The organism is Micromonospora sp. NPDC005174, from assembly GCF_040608495.1.
GTDB lineage: Bacteria > Actinomycetota > Actinomycetes > Mycobacteriales > Micromonosporaceae > Micromonospora.
The window spans coordinates 12,309-29,735 of sequence record NZ_JBEXIJ010000053.1; the positions used below are offsets into that span (position 1 = coordinate 12,309).

The 17,427-nt window shown below is 72.3% G+C and carries 18 protein-coding genes and 1 pseudogene; 8 read left to right on the forward strand and 11 right to left on the reverse strand.

Translation table 11 applies throughout. The features are described 5' to 3' along the window. Positions 1-24: 24 nt before the first annotated feature. Complete coding sequence (gene pgsA / locus ABZU91_RS31920) at positions 25-654, reverse strand: phosphatidylinositol phosphate synthase (RefSeq protein WP_355248764.1); 630 nt, start codon at positions 652-654, stop codon at positions 25-27. A gap of 248 nt (positions 655-902) precedes the next feature. On the opposite strand from pgsA, the pseudogene ABZU91_RS31925 reads away from it, so the two are divergent. After that, positions 903-2,153 (forward strand): annotated as a pseudogene (locus tag ABZU91_RS31925) (GTP-binding protein); the annotation flags it as partial. Between the two features lie 32 nt (positions 2,154-2,185). Here the strand turns inward: ABZU91_RS31925 and ABZU91_RS31930 are convergent. Beyond that, a complete protein-coding gene (locus tag ABZU91_RS31930) occupies positions 2,186-3,244 on the reverse strand; it encodes an aldo/keto reductase (protein WP_355248767.1) in 1,059 nt (352 codons plus the stop codon). Positions 3,245-3,330: 86 nt separating this feature from the next. Between ABZU91_RS31930 and ABZU91_RS31935 the strand changes: the two genes are divergently transcribed. Next, positions 3,331-3,825: a hypothetical protein gene (locus tag ABZU91_RS31935; RefSeq protein WP_355248770.1), complete on the forward strand. Its 495-nt coding sequence runs from the start codon at positions 3,331-3,333 to the stop codon at positions 3,823-3,825. A gap of 45 nt (positions 3,826-3,870) precedes the next feature. On the opposite strand, the gene ABZU91_RS31940 is transcribed toward ABZU91_RS31935, so the two are convergent. After that, positions 3,871-4,383, reverse strand: a complete 513-nt coding sequence (locus ABZU91_RS31940; RefSeq protein WP_355248808.1) for an HIT domain-containing protein — start codon at positions 4,381-4,383, stop codon at positions 3,871-3,873. A 176-nt stretch (positions 4,384-4,559) separates the two neighbouring features. Between ABZU91_RS31940 and ABZU91_RS31945 the strand changes: the two genes are divergently transcribed. Next, on the forward strand, positions 4,560-5,288 hold the full coding sequence (locus ABZU91_RS31945; protein ID WP_355248772.1) for a D-Ala-D-Ala carboxypeptidase family metallohydrolase: 729 nt from the start codon (positions 4,560-4,562) through the stop codon (positions 5,286-5,288). A 118-nt stretch (positions 5,289-5,406) separates the two neighbouring features. Here the strand turns inward: ABZU91_RS31945 and thrS are convergent, their stop codons facing one another. Continuing rightward, positions 5,407-7,416, reverse strand: coding sequence for a threonine--tRNA ligase (gene thrS, locus ABZU91_RS31950; RefSeq protein ID WP_355248775.1), 2,010 nt, complete (start codon positions 7,414-7,416; stop codon positions 5,407-5,409). Positions 7,417-7,591: 175 nt separating this feature from the next. On the opposite strand from thrS, the gene ABZU91_RS31955 reads away from it, so the two are divergent. Then, positions 7,592-8,527, forward strand: coding sequence for a DUF1775 domain-containing protein (locus ABZU91_RS31955; RefSeq protein ID WP_355248777.1), 936 nt, complete (start codon positions 7,592-7,594; stop codon positions 8,525-8,527). A 357-nt stretch (positions 8,528-8,884) separates the two neighbouring features. On the opposite strand, the gene ABZU91_RS31960 is transcribed toward ABZU91_RS31955, so the two are convergent. Beyond that, a complete protein-coding gene (locus ABZU91_RS31960) occupies positions 8,885-9,802 on the reverse strand; it encodes an ADP-ribosylglycohydrolase family protein (protein ID WP_355248780.1) in 918 nt (305 codons plus the stop codon). A 73-nt stretch (positions 9,803-9,875) separates the two neighbouring features. Between ABZU91_RS31960 and ABZU91_RS31965 the strand changes: the two genes are divergently transcribed. Further along, positions 9,876-10,565 carry a response regulator transcription factor gene (locus ABZU91_RS31965; RefSeq protein ID WP_074318485.1) on the forward strand — a complete coding sequence of 230 codons (690 nt, stop codon included), beginning with the start codon at positions 9,876-9,878 and terminating at the stop codon, positions 10,563-10,565. A gap of 29 nt (positions 10,566-10,594) precedes the next feature. Beyond that, positions 10,595-11,998, forward strand: a complete 1,404-nt coding sequence (locus tag ABZU91_RS31970) for a HAMP domain-containing sensor histidine kinase (RefSeq protein WP_355248783.1) — start codon at positions 10,595-10,597, stop codon at positions 11,996-11,998. A 259-nt stretch (positions 11,999-12,257) separates the two neighbouring features. On the opposite strand, the gene ABZU91_RS31975 is transcribed toward ABZU91_RS31970, so the two are convergent. Further along, positions 12,258-13,280 carry an adenosine deaminase gene (locus ABZU91_RS31975; protein WP_355248786.1) on the reverse strand — a complete coding sequence of 341 codons (1,023 nt, stop codon included), beginning with the start codon at positions 13,278-13,280 and terminating at the stop codon, positions 12,258-12,260. Continuing rightward, complete coding sequence (locus ABZU91_RS31980; RefSeq protein ID WP_355248789.1) at positions 13,277-14,074, reverse strand: trans-aconitate 2-methyltransferase; 798 nt, start codon at positions 14,072-14,074, stop codon at positions 13,277-13,279. The genes ABZU91_RS31975 and ABZU91_RS31980 overlap by 4 nt, the downstream gene beginning before the upstream one ends. A gap of 82 nt (positions 14,075-14,156) precedes the next feature. Between ABZU91_RS31980 and ABZU91_RS31985 the strand changes: the two genes are divergently transcribed. Then, entirely contained in the window at positions 14,157-15,140 is a 984-nt protein-coding gene (locus tag ABZU91_RS31985; RefSeq protein ID WP_355248792.1) for an aldo/keto reductase, read from the forward strand. A gap of 94 nt (positions 15,141-15,234) precedes the next feature. Next, positions 15,235-15,429 (forward strand): hypothetical protein, encoded by a 195-nt coding sequence (locus ABZU91_RS31990; RefSeq protein WP_355248795.1) that lies wholly within the window; start codon positions 15,235-15,237, stop codon positions 15,427-15,429. An 87-nt stretch (positions 15,430-15,516) separates the two neighbouring features. Here ABZU91_RS31990 and ABZU91_RS31995 read toward each other — a convergent pair whose 3' ends face one another. The 4 genes from ABZU91_RS31995 to ABZU91_RS32010 all read right to left on the reverse strand — a co-directional run bounded on the left by ABZU91_RS31995 (position 15,517) and on the right by ABZU91_RS32010 (position 17,079). After that, positions 15,517-15,720, reverse strand: a complete 204-nt coding sequence (locus ABZU91_RS31995; RefSeq protein WP_013732668.1) for a cold-shock protein — start codon at positions 15,718-15,720, stop codon at positions 15,517-15,519. A gap of 296 nt (positions 15,721-16,016) precedes the next feature. Then, entirely contained in the window at positions 16,017-16,289 is a 273-nt protein-coding gene (locus ABZU91_RS32000; protein WP_355248798.1) for a DUF4235 domain-containing protein, read from the reverse strand. Beyond that, positions 16,286-16,648 carry a DUF3618 domain-containing protein gene (locus ABZU91_RS32005; protein WP_007458125.1) on the reverse strand — a complete coding sequence of 121 codons (363 nt, stop codon included), beginning with the start codon at positions 16,646-16,648 and terminating at the stop codon, positions 16,286-16,288. The genes ABZU91_RS32000 and ABZU91_RS32005 overlap by 4 nt, the downstream gene beginning before the upstream one ends. Continuing rightward, positions 16,645-17,079, reverse strand: a complete 435-nt coding sequence (locus ABZU91_RS32010) for a phage holin family protein (protein WP_355248801.1) — start codon at positions 17,077-17,079, stop codon at positions 16,645-16,647. The genes ABZU91_RS32005 and ABZU91_RS32010 overlap by 4 nt, the downstream gene beginning before the upstream one ends. Positions 17,080-17,427: the final 348 nt, after the last annotated feature.

Sequence of the window (17,427 nt, forward strand, 5' to 3'; positions counted from 1 at the left end):
GCGTGGGCCGGGCGCCGGCCGCGCTCACGCCTGGCCGTCCGGCCGGAGCTGCTGGGCCTGGCGGTAGACGTGCGCCATCCGCTGCCCCACCGTGAAGATCGAGATGGCGGCCAGCAGCCAGAGCGCGATCTCCAGCGCCGGCTTCACGCCCACGCCGGTGAGGATTCCGCCGACGCCGACGATCAGCAGTCGCTCGGTACGCTCGGCGATGCCCACGTTGCAGGTCATGCCCAGCCCTTCGGCGCGCGCCTTCACGTAGGAGACGAGCCCTCCGGCGGCCAGACAGAGCAGCGCGGCGGCAACCCCGGAGTGATCATTCTGAGTGGCCAGCCAGTACGCCACCGCGCCGAAGACGGCGCTGTCGGCGACCCGGTCCATGCTCGAATCGAGGAACGCGCCGAACCGGGTGGAGCCACCGCTCATCCGGGCCATCGTCCCGTCGAGCAGGTCGGTGAGCGCGAACAGGGTGACGATCAACGCGCCCGCGACCAGGTGGCCGCGGGCACCGAAGCCGAGCGCGCCGACGAGCACACCAACGGTGCCCGCGACGGTGACGACGTTGGGGGTGACGCCCGCGCGCAGCAGGGCACGGGCAATCGGCTCGACGACGCGGGTCATCCCCGCGCGGGCCGACACTTGGAAGATCTTCGCCATGGCGGTCCCCACGATAACGGTCCGCCCAGCTCCGGCCATAACGCCGGTCCCGGCGACCCGCCCGGGGCAAGCTTGTGCGTGTCCGGCAACGGGTGTGAGATCGAGCCGGAAGGTGACCCAGCTCACCCGCCCGCCCGTTGGTTTCCCACTTCGGGGCAGACCGCCGGAGGATGTTGCCGCGCACTCGCCCCGGGCCGCTTCCATCTCGCGCGGCGGTCGCCACCACCGGCTGAGGGAGGTGCGCCACCATGGCGCAGGAACATCGGGACAACGTCACCACCGGCGGCACGCGAGTGGTGACCGACCCCGCGCGGATACGCAACGTGGTGCTCGTCGGGCACTCCGGCGCGGGCAAGACGACGCTCGTCGAGGCGCTGCTCGCCGCGACCGGCACGACCGTGGGCGACCACGACCACGGTGCCGTACGCCAGCAGCCCTCGGTGAGCCTGTCCTGCGCGTCCCTGCTGCACGACGGCATCAAGGTCAACCTGCTGGACACCCCCGGGAACGCCGGACTCGTCGATGAGTTGCGCGCTGGCCTGCGGGCCGCCGACGCCGCGCTGTTCGTGGTCTCGGCCTCCGGTGGCATGGACGCGGCCACCGTCGCCCTGTGGGAGGAGTGCGCCGCGCTCGACATGCCGCGCGCTGTCGCGGTGGCCCGTCTCGATGCGCCCCGCGCCGACTTCGACGAGGCGGTGGCGCTCTGCCAGCGGCTCTTCGGCGACAACGTGATGTCCCTCTACCTGCCGATGCTCGGCGACGACGGCGTCTCCACCGAGGGGCTGCTCGGGCTGATCACCCGCCGGGTCTTCGACTACACCGCCGGGCTGCCCGCCGATGTGCGCGCCCCCGACCCGGAGCACCAGCGGGCCATCGACGAGTCCCGGGACGAGCTGATCGAGGGGATCATCGCCGAGAGCGAGGACGACACCCTCATGGACCGCTACCTCGACGGCGAGGAGATCAGCGACAAGGTGCTCGTCGACGACCTGGAGAAGGCCGTGGCCCGGGCCCACTTCCATCCGGTGGTGCCCGTCTGCGCCGAGACCGGCGTCGGCCTGGACGCGCTGCTGGAGGTGCTGACCGCCGCGTTCCCGTCACCGCTGGAGCGCGATCTGCCGGCGGTCACCGGCGTGGACGGCTCCCCCCGCCCGCCGCTGAGCTGCGACCCGGACGGCCCGCTCGTCGCCGAGGTCGTCAAGACCACCGTCGATGAGCACGTCGGCCGGGTCTCGCTGGTCCGGGTCTTCACCGGCACGCTGCGCTCCGACGCGACAGTGCACGTCCGCGGGCACGGCACGGCCGAGCGGGGGCATGCCGACCACACCGCCGACGAGCGGGTCGGGCAGATCCACACGCCGCTGGGCGCGACCCTGCGCGCGGTGCCGCACTGCGTGGCCGGTGACATCTGCGCGATCACCACGTCACCGAGCGCGGAGACCGGTGACACCATCTCGGCCGAGGACGACCCGCTGCTGATCGCGCCGTGGGAGACGCCCTAGACGACATCGTCAGGGCAGCCAGCCGGAGGTCACGGGTGGACCGTGGGATGGGTGGGGCGGGGCCAGTGCGGGCGGTCGGCGTCGCGCAGGGCCGCGGTGCGCAGGGCGGCGAGTTGGCGTTCCACCTCGACGAACTGGTCCGCCGGCAGCGGGCCCCGATGCAGCGCCGCGGCGTTCTCCTCGACCTGGGCGACCGTACGGCAACCGGGAATCGGGACGGCGTGCCCGCTGCGCGCCCAGATCCAGCCCAGGGCACCCTGGGCGAGGGTACGGCCGTCGGCGGTCAGCGCGGCACGGACGGCGCCGACCCTGCGCAGCCACTCCGGCGCGGGTCGGCCGCCCCGGAACCACTCCAGCCAGCCCGGCGCCAACCCGCGTACGTCGTCGCGGGGCAGCGTTGACGTGGCCGTGTACTTGCCGGTGAGCAGCCCCATCCCGAGGGGCCCCCGGTTGATGCTGGCCAGGTCGTACTTGTCGCAGACGGCGAGCATCTCGGGAGCGTCGCGCAGCACCGACAGGGCGTGCTGCACGGTGGCGGCCCCCGGAGCGGCGTGCCCGAGCGCGGCGGCGCGGTCGGGACGGTCGGTGCTCCACCCGTACGCGCGGATCAGGCCCTCGGCGACCAGCTCCTCGCAGACGGCGAACAGCGCCTCCGCACGGTGCACCGGCAGGTCGGCCAGGTGCAGCTGGTAGAGGTCGATCCGGTCGGTGCCCAGCCGACGCAGCGACCCGGTGACGGCCCGCCGCAGGTGCGCCGGTGACGCGTCCTCCCCGGTCGCCTGCCGGGTCGCCTCGTCGAACGTGTAACCCCACTTGGTGGCGATCACGGCCTCGTCCCGCCGGCCGGCGAGCGCACGGCCCAGCACCCGCTCACCGTGCCCCGCGCCGTACGTGTCGGCGGTGTCGAACAGGGTCACGCCCTCCTCGAGCGCCCGGCGCACGGCTCGCACCGACTCGTCGTCGTCGACCGCTCCCCAGCCCAGCGGCTGGCTGCCCTGCGCCCAGGGACCGGCGATCGCCCAGCACCCCATGCCGAGGGCGCTGACCTCGATGCCGCTGCGCCCCAACATCCGTGTCGTGACTGCCATCGGCCGATCGTGCCACCTGCACGGCGGCGGGACGTAACAACCACCGAGGCGGAAAACTCGGTGCGGGAACGCCGACGGGGTACGGCATGATCGTCGCCATGCGACGGCTGGGCGTGGACATCGGCGGGGTGCTCATCGAACCGGCCGACGACGACGCCGACACCTCCTTCTTCGGCGCGCACTACCTGCGTACGCCCATGGTCGACGGCGCGTTCGACGCGCTCGCGGCGCTCGGGCCGGCGTTCGACGAGGTGCACCTGGTCTCGAAGTGTGGCGAGTCCACCGAGCGGCGGACCTGGGAGTGGCTCGACCACCACGACTTCACCGCCCGCACCGGGATCCCCGTCGAGCGGGTGCACTTCTGCCGGACCCGTCCCGCCAAGGCGCCGATCGCCCGGCGGCTCGGCCTGACCCACTTCGTGGACGACAAGTTGGAGGTGCTCGGCTACCTCGACTCGGTGCCGCACCGCTTCCTGTTCCGACCCCGGCCTGCGCAGGTCACCGCGTACGCCACGCTGCTGCCGCTCGTACACCGGGTGGAGAGCTGGCCGGAGCTGACAACCCTGCTGCGCGCCGACTGACCCGACCGGCGCGGACGTCGCGCCGATCGGGGCGGGCCCGGCGGGTCAGGACGGCCAGGCGCGGGCGAACAGGTCGCGGGTGTCACCGAGTAGCTGCGGCAACACCTTGGTACGGCCGATCACCGGCATGAAGTTCGCGTCGCCACCCCAGCGGGGCACCACGTGCTGGTGCAGGTGGGCGGCGATGCCGGCACCGGCCACCCCGCCCTGGTTCATGCCCAGGTTGAAGCCGTGCGCGTTGCTCACCTTGCGGATCACGCGCATCGCCGTCTGGGTGTACGCGGCGAGCTCGACGGTCTCCGGCTCGTCGAGGTCGGTGTAGTCGGCGACGTGCCGGTACGGGCAGACCAGCAGGTGCCCCGGGTTGTACGGATAGAGGTTGAGCACGACGAAGACGCGCTCACCACGGGCCACCACGAGGCTCTCCTCGCTGGGCAGCCCGGGGGCGAGACAGAACGGGCAGCCGGTCGGCTTCTCGTAGCCCTCGGCGGGGCGGTCCTCACCCGAGATGTAGGTCATCCGGTGCGGCGTCCAGAGCCGCTCCAGGCCGTCCGCCATGCCGCCGCTGTCCGTGTGTCGCTCCGCCCCTGTCACGAGCCGATCCTACGGAGCCAGGTCGGCGGGCCGCGACACCCGTGACCGGAAACTCGCTGCTGCAACTTCTTGACGGAGTCGAGACTCAGCCATGAAACTTCCATTCATTCATTTCATTAGATCAATGGATGGAGATTCACATGATCCGTCAGCTCGGCCGAATCCTCGCGGCGCTCGCGCTGGCCGCCGTCACCACGGTGACCGGGGTCACCCTCACCGCCAGCGCCGCGCACGCGGACGGCTGCTACACCTGGGGTCGCAGCCTGTCCCAGGGGATGTCCGGCGAGGACGTCCGGCAACTCCAGATCCGCGTCGCCGGCTACCCCGGCTACGGCGCCGTGCTCACCATCGACGGCGCCTTCGGCCCCGCCACCCGGTCCGCGGTGATCCGCTTCCAGCAGGCGTACGGGCTGGGCGCGGACGGCATCGCCGGCCCGCAGACGTTCAACCGGCTCTACGCGCTCCAGGACGACGACTGCACGCCTGCCAACTTCAGCTACGCCGAGTTGAACAACTGCAACAGCACCTGGTCCGGCGGCGCGGTCTCGGCCAGCACCGCCCGCGCCAACGCGCTCGTTTCCATGTGGAAACTCCAGGCCCTGCGGCACGCCCTCGGCGACGTGCCCATCGCGATCAGCAGCAGCTTCCGCAGCTACACCTGCAACAGCGCGGTCGGCGGGGCGTCGAACAGCCGGCACCTGTACGGCGACGCCGTGGACCTGGTCGGCTCACCCTCGTTCTGCCGACTCGCCCAGCAGGCCCGCTACCACGGCTTCGCCCAGATCCTCGGCCCCGGCTACCCCGACCACAACGACCACACCCACGTGGCGGCGGTCGGCGGCTGGTCAGCGCCGAACTGCGGCATCTGACCCAGTCGACGCCCCTCCGGGCGTGATCGTGCTCGACCATGGAAGTAGTGGCCCTCCCCTGCGCGGGAGGCCACTACTTCCTGGATCGAGCACAACCATGACGCGCGGCGCGCGAGCCCTACTCCGCCGCGGCGGAGGGGCCGACGTTGGTGCGGGAGGTGACCACGTCCAGGACGTGGGTCACCGCCTCGGCGACCGGCACCCCGTTGCGCTGGGAACCGTCGCGGTAGCGGAAGGAGACCGTGCCGGCGGCCACGTCGTCGTCACCGGCGATCACCATGAATGGGATCTTCTGCTGCTGGGCGGTGCGGATCTTTTTCTGCATCCGGTCGTCGCCCGCGTCCACCTGAGCCCGGATGCCCTCGGCGCGCAGCGCCGCGACGAAGCCGTGCAGGTAGTCGGTGTGGTCCTCCCGGATCGGGATGCCCACCACCTGCACCGGCGCCAGCCACGCCGGGAACGCGCCCGCGTAGTGCTCGGTGAGCACCCCGAAGAACCGCTCGATCGACCCGAACAGCGCCCGGTGGATCATCACGGGACGCTGGCGACTGCCGTCGGCGGCCTGGTACTCCAACCCGAACCGCTCCGGCTGGTTGAAGTCGACCTGGAGGGTGGACAACTGCCAGGTCCGGCCGATCGCGTCGCGCGCCTGCACCGAGATCTTCGGCCCGTAGAACGCCGCGCCGCCCGGGTCGGGCACCAGCTCCAGACCCGACGTCTCGGCGGCGGTCCGCAGCGCCTCGGTCGCCTCCGCCCAGTCCTCGTCGGCGCCGATGAACTTGGGCGAGTCGTCCCGGGTCGACAACTCCAGATAGAAGTCGTCCAGGCCGTAGTCCCGCAGCAGATCGAGCACGAAGCTGAGCAGCGTGGTCAGCTCGCCGGCCATCTGCTCACGGGTGCAGTAGATGTGCGAGTCGTCCTGGGTGAGGCCTCGGACCCGGGTCAGGCCGTGCACGACGCCGGACTTCTCGTACCGGTAGACCGTGCCGAACTCGAACATCCGCAGCGGCAGCTCCCGGTACGACCGCCCGCGCGCCCTGAAGATCAGGTTGTGCATCGGGCAGTTCATCGCCTTGAGGTAGTAGTCCGCGCCCTCCAACTGCATGGGCGGGAACATGGTGTCCGCGTAGTACGGCAGGTGACCGGAGGTCTGGAACAGCTGCGCCTTGGTGATGTGCGGGGTGTTGACGAACTCGTACCCCGCCTCCTCGTGCCGCCGCCGCGAGTAGTGCTCCATCTCCCGGCGGATGATGCCGCCCTTGGGGTGGAAGACCGCGAGGCCCGAGCCGATCTCGTCGGGGAAGCTGAACAGGTCCAGGTCCGCACCGAGCTTGCGGTGGTCGCGCCGGGCGGCCTCCTCCAACAGCTTGAGGTACGCCTTCAGCTCGTCCCGGGTCGGCCACGCGGTGCCGTACACCCGCTGTAGTTGGGGGTTCTTCTCCGACCCGCGCCAGTACGCGGCGGCCGAACGCATCAGCTTGAACGCGCCGATCAGGCGGGTGGTCGGCAGGTGCGGGCCCCGGCACAGGTCCGACCAGCAGACCTTGTCCTCCTTGGCGTCGAGGTTGTCGTAGATGGTCAGCTCGCCGCCGCCGACCTCCATCACCTCGTCGGTGTCCAGGCCCTCGCCCTTGACCTCGATCAACTCCAGCTTGAACGGCTCGTCGGCCAGCTCGGCGCGCGCCTCGTCGAGGCTCCCGAAGCGGCGGCGACGGAACCGCTGCCCGGACTTGATGATCTCCTGCATGCGCTTCTCGAGCTTGCCGAGGTCATCGGGCTGGAACGGCTTGGCGACGTCGAAGTCGTAGTAGAAGCCGTTGTCGATGGGCGGGCCGATGCCCAACTTGGCCTCGGGGAAGACGTCCTGCACGGCCTGGGCGAGCACGTGCGCGGTGGAGTGGCGCAGCACGTTGAGCCCGTCCGGCGAGTCCAGGCTGACCGGCTCGACGACGGTCTCCTCGGCCGGGGTCCAGTCCAGGTCGCGGAGCTGACCCTGCGGGTCGCGGACCACGACGATCGCCTTGGGACCGTTCGCGGGCAGTCCGGCCGCGGCCACCGCGTCGGCCGCCGTCGTCCCGGCGGCGACGACAACGGGGTCGGCCACGGCGGGGGTACGGGGTGCGGACACGGTGACTCCTCCAAGCGGTACGAAACGGCGCCGATCCTCGGCTCCTGCCGATGCTATCGGTCGCGCCGCCGGCGCCTTCCGGACGGCTCGCGTTGAACCTTTCGTGCCTCGAATCCGAACTAGGTGGTGTGGCCGGAAACCGGTGCCGGCCGCGCGAGACGGATGGGGGCACGAGATGGCGAGCACGCACGGCAGTGGCCGCCGGCGGCGGAGCGCGGCGGTGACCGCGCTGACCGCGGCCGGGCTGCTGCTCTGGCCGGCCGCAGCGGCGCAGGCCGCGGACGTGACGACCACCCCGACCGAGGCACGGCAGGGTGACGCCGTACGGCTGGAGTTCACCGTGCCCGAGGAGCGGGCCGGCACGACGACCAAGCAGGTCGAGATCCGGTTGCCGGCCGACGCGCCGGTGGCCGAGGTCTACCCGATGTCGGTCGACGGCTGGGCGCCCAAGATCGATTCCCGGACCCTGGACAAGCCGGTGGCAGGCATCCACTCGTCCGGCGTGAGCACCGTGACCACGGCGGTGACGTGGGTGCGCGTCGGCGAAGGCTCGACGGGCCCGGCCAAACTGGCCCTGTCCATGGGCCCGATGCCGCAGGCCGAGCGGCTCAGGTTCGAGGTCGTCCAGACGTACACCGACGGCATCGTGGTCCAGTGGACTGACACCGACCCCGCGCACCGCGCGCCGGTGCTGACGCTGCTGCCGGCCGCGCCGGGCGCCGCAGGTGCCGCCGGACCGGCCGCGCACGGCGGCCACGGCGCACCGGCTGCCGGCGCGCAGGGTGCCGACGACGCCTCCGGCGGTGACGCGGCGGGCGCCTCCGGCGGCGGTGACGCGGCGGGCGCCTCCGGCGAGGGGCCCGGCAGCGCCGACGCGATGCTCGCCGCCGGTCTGCTGGCCGGCCTGGGCGGCGGTGCGGCCATCGGTTGGCTGGTCAGCCGGTGGCGGCGACGCGACCCGGCGGAGCGGACAGCGCTGGCGGAGGTGACCGGCGCGACGGAGACCGACATGGTGACGCCGACGCCGCAGCCGGACGGCACCGACGCGCCCACGGACACGGCGCCCGTCGCGGTGCTTGCCCCCGCAGCCACTCCCGCCCGCACCGGCTGAGGCAGCACGGCCGGTACCGGCTGAGGCCGCACCGCCGGTACCGGCTGAGGCAGCACGACCGGTACCGGCTGAGGCCGCACCGCCGGTACCGGCTGAGGCAGCACGACCGGTACCGGCTGGCGGGGTGTCAGTCCATCACCGGGCCGGCGATGGGCTGACACTCCACGCATCCTTTGCTCTGCTTCAACCCGCGCAACACTCATGCCCCCGAACTGTTGCGCGGATTGAAGCAGAGCAAAGGGGCCGTGGCACATCCCTGGGCGGCCTCTGGGTGCAGGCGGTGAGGCAGGGCAGGACACCGCGCGGTCAGGACAGCCACGCGGTCAGGACAGCCACGCGGTCAGGACAGCCACGCGGTCAGGGCAGCCAGGTGGGTAGCGGCTCGCGGGCGGCCAGCCACGCCTCGGGCACCCCGCCCGGGGTGCCGACGCCGGTGTACGCCGCCGCCACCGCCCCCGCGATGGCCGCCGTGGTGTCCACGTCGCCGCCGGCGCTCAGGCACGTACGGATCGCCGCCGGATAGTCGTCGAGGTGGGTGGCGGCGACCCAGAGCGTGAACGCGACGGTGTCCTGGGCGGTCACGCGGGAGCCGTTACCGAGCGTCGCCACCACGCGGGGCAGTGGCCGCCCGAGCAGCCCGATGGCGGCGTGCACACCGCGGTGTACCTCGGTGCCGCCGTCGACCGCCGCGGCGACACCGGCGAGGAGCCGGGCCGGGGCCGGTCGGTGGCCGTCCAGGCGGGCCCGGGCGGCGAGCGCGGCGGCCACCGCCACGGCGACCGCTCCGGCGATCCCCTCAGGGTGCGCGTGCGTCACCTCGGCCGAGGCGCGGGCCTGCGCGGCGGCACGTGCGGTGGAGTCGGCGAAGTACGCGCCCAACGGGCCGACCCGCATGGCCGCCCCGTTGCCGCAGGAGCCCTGGCCGTCGAAGGCGGACGCGGCGGCCACCGGCCACGGGGTACCGGTGCGGATCAGTCGCAGGATCAGCATCGCGCCGGGACCGTACCCGCGTTGGACGCCGCAGCGCTGCGCGAACGCCAAGGCCAGCCGGTCGCGGTCGATCGTGCCCGACTCGGCCAGCTCCACGACGACCGAGCAGGCCATCTCGGTGTCGTCGGTCCACTCCCAGGGCGCGGGCGGCAGCGCGGCGTCGGTGAGATCCTGCGGGGGCTCCGGCAGGACGTACCGCGCCCCCAACGCGTCCCCGGTCGAGAGGCCGGCGAGGCTGTCCCGGGCGAGCGCCAGGCGAGCATCGGCGAACAGGGTGAAGGACATCGTCTTACCAGCTTGCATGGTTCACCGGTACGTCGCAACGCGATCAACTTGCCAGGCCAAGTACCGTCTTGTCGTGGCCTCCGTGCTCCTGGTCGAAGACGATCACGTCGTACGCGGCGCGATGCTGCGGTCCCTCGCTGACCGGGGGCACGCCGTGCACGCCGTGGGCACCGCCCTGGACGCGCTGCGACGCGTCGCCGCGGAGACGCCCGACCTCGTCGTGTTGGACCTTGGCCTGCCCGATCTGGACGGCTCGGACGCGCTGCGGATGCTGCGCGGCATCACCGACATTCCGATCATCATCGCCACTGCCCGGGACGACGAGCAGTCGGTGGTCAAGCTGCTGCGGGCCGGCGCCGACGACTACATGGTCAAGCCGTTCACGGGCGCGCACCTGGACGCCCGCATCACCACGGTCCTGCGGCGCGCCGGGCGGGCCAGCCGGACGGTACAGCCGGCGGTGCACACCGTCGGCGGTCTGCGCGTGGACGTCGGTGAGCGCAGCGCCCACCTCGACGGGGAGCCACTGGCGCTGACCCGTAAGGAATTCGACCTGCTGGCGTATCTCGCCGCACGACCCGGGCGGGTAGTGTCCCGCCGGGAACTCTTGGAGGAGGTATGGCGGCAGCCATCGGTCGGCGAGGATCAGACCATCGACGTACACCTGTACTGGCTCCGCCGAAAGATGGGCGAGTCCGCGGCGAAGCCGCGCTACCTGCGCACCGTGCGGGGGGTCGGGTTCCGGCTGGTGGCACCGGACTGAGGACGGCGCTGGCCCTGCTCACGGCCGGCATGTGCAGCCTCGTCGCACTCGCGTTCCTGATCCCGCTCGGGTTGAGCCTGCGGGAGCAGACGCGGGAGGAGGCGATCGCCGACGCGGCCCGACGCAGCGCGCTGGTGACCGGCGCGTTGGCGGTGAGTACGGATCGGGCGGTGATCGAACGGGCCGTCGTGGCCAGCGGCGACGACGCCGCGGTCCGGCCGGTGGTGTACGGGTTGGGGTTGGACGAGTCCGCGGGCCGCGCCGCCGGCACCGACCTGGACCGGGCGCGCGCCGACCGGCGCTCGCTGGTCACCGACGTGGACGGCGGAGTGGTACGGCTCGACCCGGTGGTCCTCGGTGACCGGACGGCCGTGGTCGAGGTGTTCGTGCCGGACTCGACGCTGGGCGAGGGCGCCGGTGGCACCTGGCTGCTGCTGTTCGCGGTGGGCGCGGCGATGGTCGGCGCGGCGGTGCTGGTGGTCGACCGGGTGGCCGCCCGGGCGGTGGACGCCACCCAGGGCCTGGTCAAGGCCGCCCTGTCGATCGGTGACGGCGACCTCGGCGTACGCGTGGAGCCGACCGGCCCGCGGGAGCTGGCGGAGGCCGGGTACGCCTTCAACCGGATGGCCGACCGGCTGGACGCGGCCCGCACCGACGAGCGCGAACTGGTGGCCGACCTGTCGCACCGGCTGCGGACGCCGTTGACCGTGCTCCGGTTGGACGCGGAGGCCCTGGAGTCCGACGACACGAGCGTGGGCTCGTTCAGCCCGGCGGAGCTGGACCGGCTGCGGGGCATCCGGCGCATCCGGCAGGCGATCGTGACCCTCGAGGGCGAGATCGACGTGCTGATCAAGACCACCCGCAAGGCGGTGGCGCACGAGGCCGGCCCGGCGATGTGCGACGTCAGCGAGGTGGTCCGGGACCGGATGGTGTTCTGGGCTGCGCTCGCCGGGGACCAGAACCGGCCGCACCGGGTCACCGGCGCCCAGCTGCGCATCCCCGCGCCGGTGCCGCGCGCCGAGTTGGCCGCTGCGCTGGACGCGGTGATCGGCAACGTCTTCCGCTACACGCCGCAGGGAACGGCGTTCGAGGTGGCCGTGTCCCGCCGCGACGGGTACGTGGCGATCCGGATCGACGACGCCGGCCCGGGTATCGCCAACCCGGATCGGGCGCTGCGACGGGGCACCAGCGACCAGGGCTCGACCGGGCTCGGCCTGGACATCGCCAAGCGGGTGTCATTGCAGGCGAACGGCTCGGTCAGCATCGACCGGGCCCGGTTGGGCGGCGCCAGCGTGGTGATGCTGCTCGCCGACCCCGACGCGACGCCCCGGCAGGTCAGCCGGTTCGGTCTCGTGGGCCGGATGGCACGCGACGCCCGGGAGCCGAAGAGCAGCGGCCGTCGCTGGCCCCGCCAGCGCCCCACCGACGACTGAGCACCCCCGGGCCGATCGGTTGATGGGAGCGCTCCGATCGGCTGGCGCGCCGGGGCTGTGCGGCGGCACAAGTCTTCCTTAGATCGAGGTTAACGAGCGCGGTCAGACGCTTGCGGGCTGACAGGATCAGTGCACGAACCCACCAGTTCCACCGGCCAGCGCACCGCGCACCCACCGGCCGGTGGAGCCGTGCGCGCGGCGGGAGTCTCAGGTCCCCCCACACCCACGCTCCCGCCGCGCGCCCCGCTCACCCCGTACGTCAGCCGGCGCTGGCCACGTACGCGTCGATCTCGTCGCTGATCCGCTGCTTGCCGGTCGCGTCGAGGAAGGACGCCGTCACGGCGTTGCGGGCCAACGCCGCCAGCTCCCCCGGGCCCGCCCCGAGCAGTCGGGCCGCCACCGCGTACTCGTCGTTGAGGGTGGTGCCGAACATCGGCGGGTCGTCGGAGTTGATGGTCACGAGCAACCCGGCCTCGACCAGCCGGGGCAGCGGGTGCTCGTCGAGGGACGCCACGGCGCGGGTCCGCACGTTGGACGTCGGGCAGATCTCCATCCCGATCTGCCGCTCGGCGAGGTACGCGAGCAGCTCCGGGTCCTGTGCGGCGGAGATGCCGTGCCCGATCCGCTCGGCGCCCAGCTCGTGCAGGGCGTCCCAGACGGTCTGCGGACCGGTGGTCTCACCGGCGTGCGGCACCGAGCGCAGCCCGGCGGCGCGGGCCTGGTCGAAGAAGGGCCGGAACTGCGGCCGGGGTACGCCGATCTCCGGGCCGCCGAGTCCGAAGCTGATGAGCCCGTCGGGGTGCTCGTCGAGCGCGATGCGCAGCGTCTCCTCGGCGGCCGGGAGGCCGGCCTCCCCGGGGATGTCGAAGCACCAGCGCAGGTCGAGACCGAAGTCGACGGCGGCGCGCTTGCGGGCGTCCTCGATCGCCTCGCAGAAGGCCGGCGCGGGGATGCCCCGTCGGACGTGCGAGTACGGCGTGATGGTCAGCTCCGCGTACCGGACCTGTTGGCGGGCCAGTTCCCGGGCCACCTCGTGGGTGAGGAGCCAGACGTCCTCCGGGTCCCGGATGAGGTCGACCACGCTCAGGTAGACCTCGATGAAGTGCGCGAAGTCGCGGAACTCGAAGTAGCTGGCGAGGGCGTCCGGGTCGCTGGGGACGGGGGTGCGCCCCTCGTGCCGGGCGGCCAGCTCGGAGACGATCCGGGGCGACGCGGAGCCGACGTGGTGCACGTGCAGCTCCACCTTGGGCAGACCGGCGATGAAGGTGGTCAGATCGGTCACTGGTTCTCCTGTGCAGGGGCGCCGCCGGTGCGGGCGACGACGAAGACGCGGCGGAACGGGAAGGACACCTGACCGTGCCGCACCGGGTACGCGGCGTCGAGGCGTACCCCCAGTTCGGCCCGGAAGGCCGACCAGCCGGCGGCGTCCAGCGCGGCCCGGACGGGTCGCAGCGCGGTGCCCTCCATCCAGGTCAGCACCGGGTGGTCGGCGGCGGAGTCGGCCGGCAGCAGGTGCACGTAGGTAGTCTCCCAGGCGTCCACGGCGCAGCCGGCGGCGGTCAGCAGCTCCGCGTAGTCGGCCGGGTCGTCGACGGGGTCGGCGCGCTGGAGCGGGGCCAGCTCGGCGCGCCAGGCCGGGCGTCCGGCGACCTCGCGCAGCGCCCGGTGCGACGGGGCGTCGAAGTTGCCGGGGACCTGCATGGCGAGCCAGGCGCCGGCGGGCAGCTCACCGGCCCAGCGGCGCAGCAGGTCCTGGTGGCCGGGCACCCACTGTAGGGCCGCGTTCGTGACCACCACGTCCTCGTCGCCGGTCGGACGCCAGTCGCGCAGGTCGGCGACGGCGAACTCGACGGGGGTCGGCAGGGCCTGCGCACGGTCGATCATCTCGGGCGCGGAGTCGAGGCCGAGGACCCGGGCGTCCGGCCAGCGCTCGGCGAGGGTGGCGGTGAGCTGCCCGGGGCCGCAGCCGAGGTCGACCACCGTGCGGGGCCGGACGGCGGGAACTCGGGTGAGCAGATCGTGGAAGGGCCGGGAGCGCTCGTCGGCGTAGCGCAGGTACGTCGTCGGATCCCACATGGTCGCCTCCAAACCGTACGTCCGTCTTGCTCACGGTACGACTCGCGTGGCAGCCCGGCAACCCGATCACTAGGCTCGGGGCATGGAACAGCGCAGCTTCAACCGGCTCGGCCGGACCGTCGGAGTCGTCGGCCTGGGCGCCTGGCAGCTCGGCGCCGACTGGGGCACCGTCAGCGAGACCGACGCCATGGCCGTGCTCAGCGCCGCCGTGGACGCCGGGGTCACCTTCCTGGACACCGCCGACGTGTACGGCGACGGCCGTAGTGAGCAGTTGATCGGCCGCTTCCTCCGCTCCCGCCCCGACGCCGGGCTGACCGTCGCCACCAAGATGGGCCGGCGTGTCGAGCAGCGGCCCGAGGCGTACACCCTGGCCAACTTCCGGCAGTGGACCGACCGGTCCCGGACCAACCTCGGGATGGACACCCTGGACCTGGTCCAGTTGCACTGCCCGCCGAGCGCCGTCTTCGCCGACGACGCGGTGTTCGACGCTCTGGACACCCTCGTCGCCGAGAAGGCCATTGCCGGCTACGGCGTCAGCGTGGAGACCTGCGACCAGGCGCTCACCGCCATCGCGCGACCCGGCGTGGCCAGCGTCCAGATCATCCTCAACGCCGTCCGGCACAAGCCGCTGGAGCAGGTGCTGCCGGCGGCCGCGCAGGCCGGCGTCGGCATCATCGCCCGGGTGCCGTTGGCCAGCGGTCTGCTCTCCGGCCGCTACGACGAGCACACCGAGTTCCCCGCCGACGACCACCGCAACTACAACCGACACGGCGAGGCGTTCGACGTGGGCGAGACGTTCTCCGGCGTGGACTACACGCAGGGGCTCGCGGCCGTACGCCGGCTCGCGCCGCTCGTCGACGCCGACCGCACCATGGCGCAGTTCGCGCTGCGGTGGGTACTCGACCAGGCCGGCGTCACCGTCGTCATCCCCGGCGCGCGCGACGCCGAGCAGGCCCGGCGCAACGCCGCCGCGGCCGACCTGCCGCCGCTCACGGCCGCCCAACTGGCCGGTGTACGGGAGGTCTACGACGAGCTGATCCGCCCGCAGGTGCACGACCGGTGGTGAGCCGCCGACCCCGGGTGCTCGCGTCGCGCCGTCGGACCGACGATGCTGGACACTCGGGGCGGCGTGCCGCCCGACCCGGCGAGAAGGGTGCGCGATGAGGGGTTGGTTGACACTCACCCTCGGCCTGCTGGCCGTTGTGGTCGGTGCGGTGTGGACGGTGCAGGGGCTCGGCTACGTCGACGGCAGCGTGATGACCGACGAGACGCTCTGGGCGGTGCTGGGCCCGATCGTGGCCCTGGCCGGGCTCGTGGCGCTTTGGCTGGGACTTCGCTCGCGCCGCCGACTCTGACCGCCGGACGTGGAAAGCCCCGCATCCCGGGTGGGGATACGGGGCTTCACTTCAACGAGCCCTGACCGGCGGGGGCCGGCCGGTGCGTCAGAGGGGACGGACCTGCTCGGCCTGCGGACCCTTCTGACCCTGGGCGATCTCGAACTCCACCCGCTGGTTCTCCTCCAGCGTGCGGTAGCCGCTGGACTGGATGGCCGAGAAGTGGACGAACACGTCAGCACCCCCGCCGTCGACGGTGATGAAGCCGAAGCCCTTGTCAGCGTTGAACCACTTCACGGTTCCCTGCGCCATGTGTATCTCCTTCTAAAACTGGCGGCCGTGCACGCCGTGCGGCCGATTGGCCGTTTTCGAGCAGCGGCGTCTGAGGCGGCCCCCGCGAAGGAGACTTCTCTCAACCCACGCCATCTCGCAACAGCGTGGAAAGCAAATCACGTACGCAAAAACTCTGCACGACCTGTCCGACGAATTTCTCCGACATGTGACCTGACGGATGCCTCAGGTCGCTGGGCGGCGTTCCGAGTCGTGCGAAAGGCCCCCTTCCCGTCGATATGGAAGGGGGCCTGACGTCTATGCGTCGGTCAGTCCGATCAGTCCGGCCAGTGGCCGGTCATCCGGCGGACGCCGACCGCTCCGCCCCGGTCCACGGCGGCACGGACCACCGCGAAGATGGCCCCCTGCAACGCCGCGGCGGCCAGGATCTCGCCCCACCGGCGATCCTCGTCGGTGGCGTTCGGCGCCTCGCCGTCGCCCGCCGTGACCTTCCAGACCTGCCGGAAGATCGCGCCGGCCACCGTACCCGCGGCGATACCCAGCAACACGCCGACCGGCCGGTACGCGACCTTGCCGATACTCCTGCTCACCTACGCCTCCCCCGCACGATCATGAGCACCACCACGGTGGCCACCGCGCCGGCGGCGATCGCCGCCCACGGCACCGGGTTGCGTCGAACCAACTCGCTCTTCTCGCGTACCAGGCCGCCCTTGTCGTACGCCTGGGCACGTGCCATCCCGGCGCCACGCGCGGCCTGCCCACGGACCCGGGCCACGGTCTGTGCCGCCTGCTCGCGCATCCGCTCCCGCGCCTGCTCGGCGGACTCCTTCAGGCGGGCCTTGACGTCCGCCTTGGCGGCCAGCGCCTCCATGGTCTCGCCCAGTTCCACCCGGGTACGGCGGATCTCCTCACGCAGGGCCTCGGTGTCGCCCGTCCCGTTGCCCGTCATGCCCGTCCCCTGTCCTTGACCGCGGCGGCCACGGTGTCCACGTCAGCCCGGAGGCTGCGAACCGTTGCCGCCGGCACCGGCGGGACCGCACGGCTGACCTGCTTCTTGCCGACCAGCGCGAGGATGCCGGCCACCAGGAAGAGCGCCACCGCCACGATCAGCGCGGCGGCCCAGGCGGGCAGCACCAGGTCCAGCAGCAGGATCGCCGTGACGACGAGGGCACCCAGGCCGTAGAAGGCCATCGCTCCGCCGCCGCCGAACAGACCGATCCCGATGCCCGCGTGCTTGCCCTTCTCGGTCAACTCCGCTCGGGCCAGCGCCAGTTCGTCGCGTACCAGACGGGAGACCTGTTCGGTGGCCCGCTGCACCAGCTCGGCGGTGGAGGGCTCGCTCCCGTTTCGGGATGTGCGGGCATTCGCCACGTCAGCCATGCTGTCCTCCTTTCCTCATCACCGCGCTGTATGCCCGGAGTAGCCGCCGGTCAATCCTAAAACGCGACGTGCGGCGCACAGTCGTCGTTGTCCGGATGCCGCGCCGATCACGTCACAGACGTCCGGCAGCACATCCCCCGCGCAACCCCAACCAAACCTCCCAGACCGCCACCCACTCCCACTCCCACTCCCACTCCCACTCCCACTCCCGTTCTGCCCGTCGATCATGAAGTTATTGCCAGGACACGCCGGAGTCAGATGGCGCTGACTGTTGCGGAACTGGTCCACGGACTCCAGCGCCTGCTGGGCGGCGTATTGCGACTCTTCCTGCAAGTCCAGGCCGGCTGC

Coding starts and splice junctions, on each gene's coding strand:
- pgsA (WP_355248764.1), bottom strand. CDS start 654: ATGGCGAAGATCTTCCAAGTGTCGGCCCGCGCGGGGATGACCCGCGTC.
- ABZU91_RS31930 (WP_355248767.1), bottom strand. CDS start 3,244: ATGGCAGTCACGACACGGATGTTGGGGCGCAGCGGCATCGAGGTCAGC.
- ABZU91_RS31935 (WP_355248770.1), top strand. CDS start 3,331: ATGATCGTCGCCATGCGACGGCTGGGCGTGGACATCGGCGGGGTGCTC.
- ABZU91_RS31940 (WP_355248808.1), bottom strand. CDS start 4,383: ATGGCGGACGGCCTGGAGCGGCTCTGGACGCCGCACCGGATGACCTAC.
- ABZU91_RS31945 (WP_355248772.1), top strand. CDS start 4,560: ATGATCCGTCAGCTCGGCCGAATCCTCGCGGCGCTCGCGCTGGCCGCC.
- ABZU91_RS31955 (WP_355248777.1), top strand. CDS start 7,592: ATGGCGAGCACGCACGGCAGTGGCCGCCGGCGGCGGAGCGCGGCGGTG.
- ABZU91_RS31960 (WP_355248780.1), bottom strand. CDS start 9,802: ATGTCCTTCACCCTGTTCGCCGATGCTCGCCTGGCGCTCGCCCGGGAC.
- ABZU91_RS31970 (WP_355248783.1), top strand. CDS start 10,595: ATGTGCAGCCTCGTCGCACTCGCGTTCCTGATCCCGCTCGGGTTGAGC.
- ABZU91_RS31980 (WP_355248789.1), bottom strand. CDS start 14,074: ATGTGGGATCCGACGACGTACCTGCGCTACGCCGACGAGCGCTCCCGG.
- ABZU91_RS31985 (WP_355248792.1), top strand. CDS start 14,157: ATGGAACAGCGCAGCTTCAACCGGCTCGGCCGGACCGTCGGAGTCGTC.
- ABZU91_RS31990 (WP_355248795.1), top strand. CDS start 15,235: ATGAGGGGTTGGTTGACACTCACCCTCGGCCTGCTGGCCGTTGTGGTC.
- ABZU91_RS31995 (WP_013732668.1), bottom strand. CDS start 15,720: ATGGCGCAGGGAACCGTGAAGTGGTTCAACGCTGACAAGGGCTTCGGC.
- ABZU91_RS32005 (WP_007458125.1), bottom strand. CDS start 16,648: ATGACGGGCAACGGGACGGGCGACACCGAGGCCCTGCGTGAGGAGATC.
- ABZU91_RS32010 (WP_355248801.1), bottom strand. CDS start 17,079: ATGGCTGACGTGGCGAATGCCCGCACATCCCGAAACGGGAGCGAGCCC.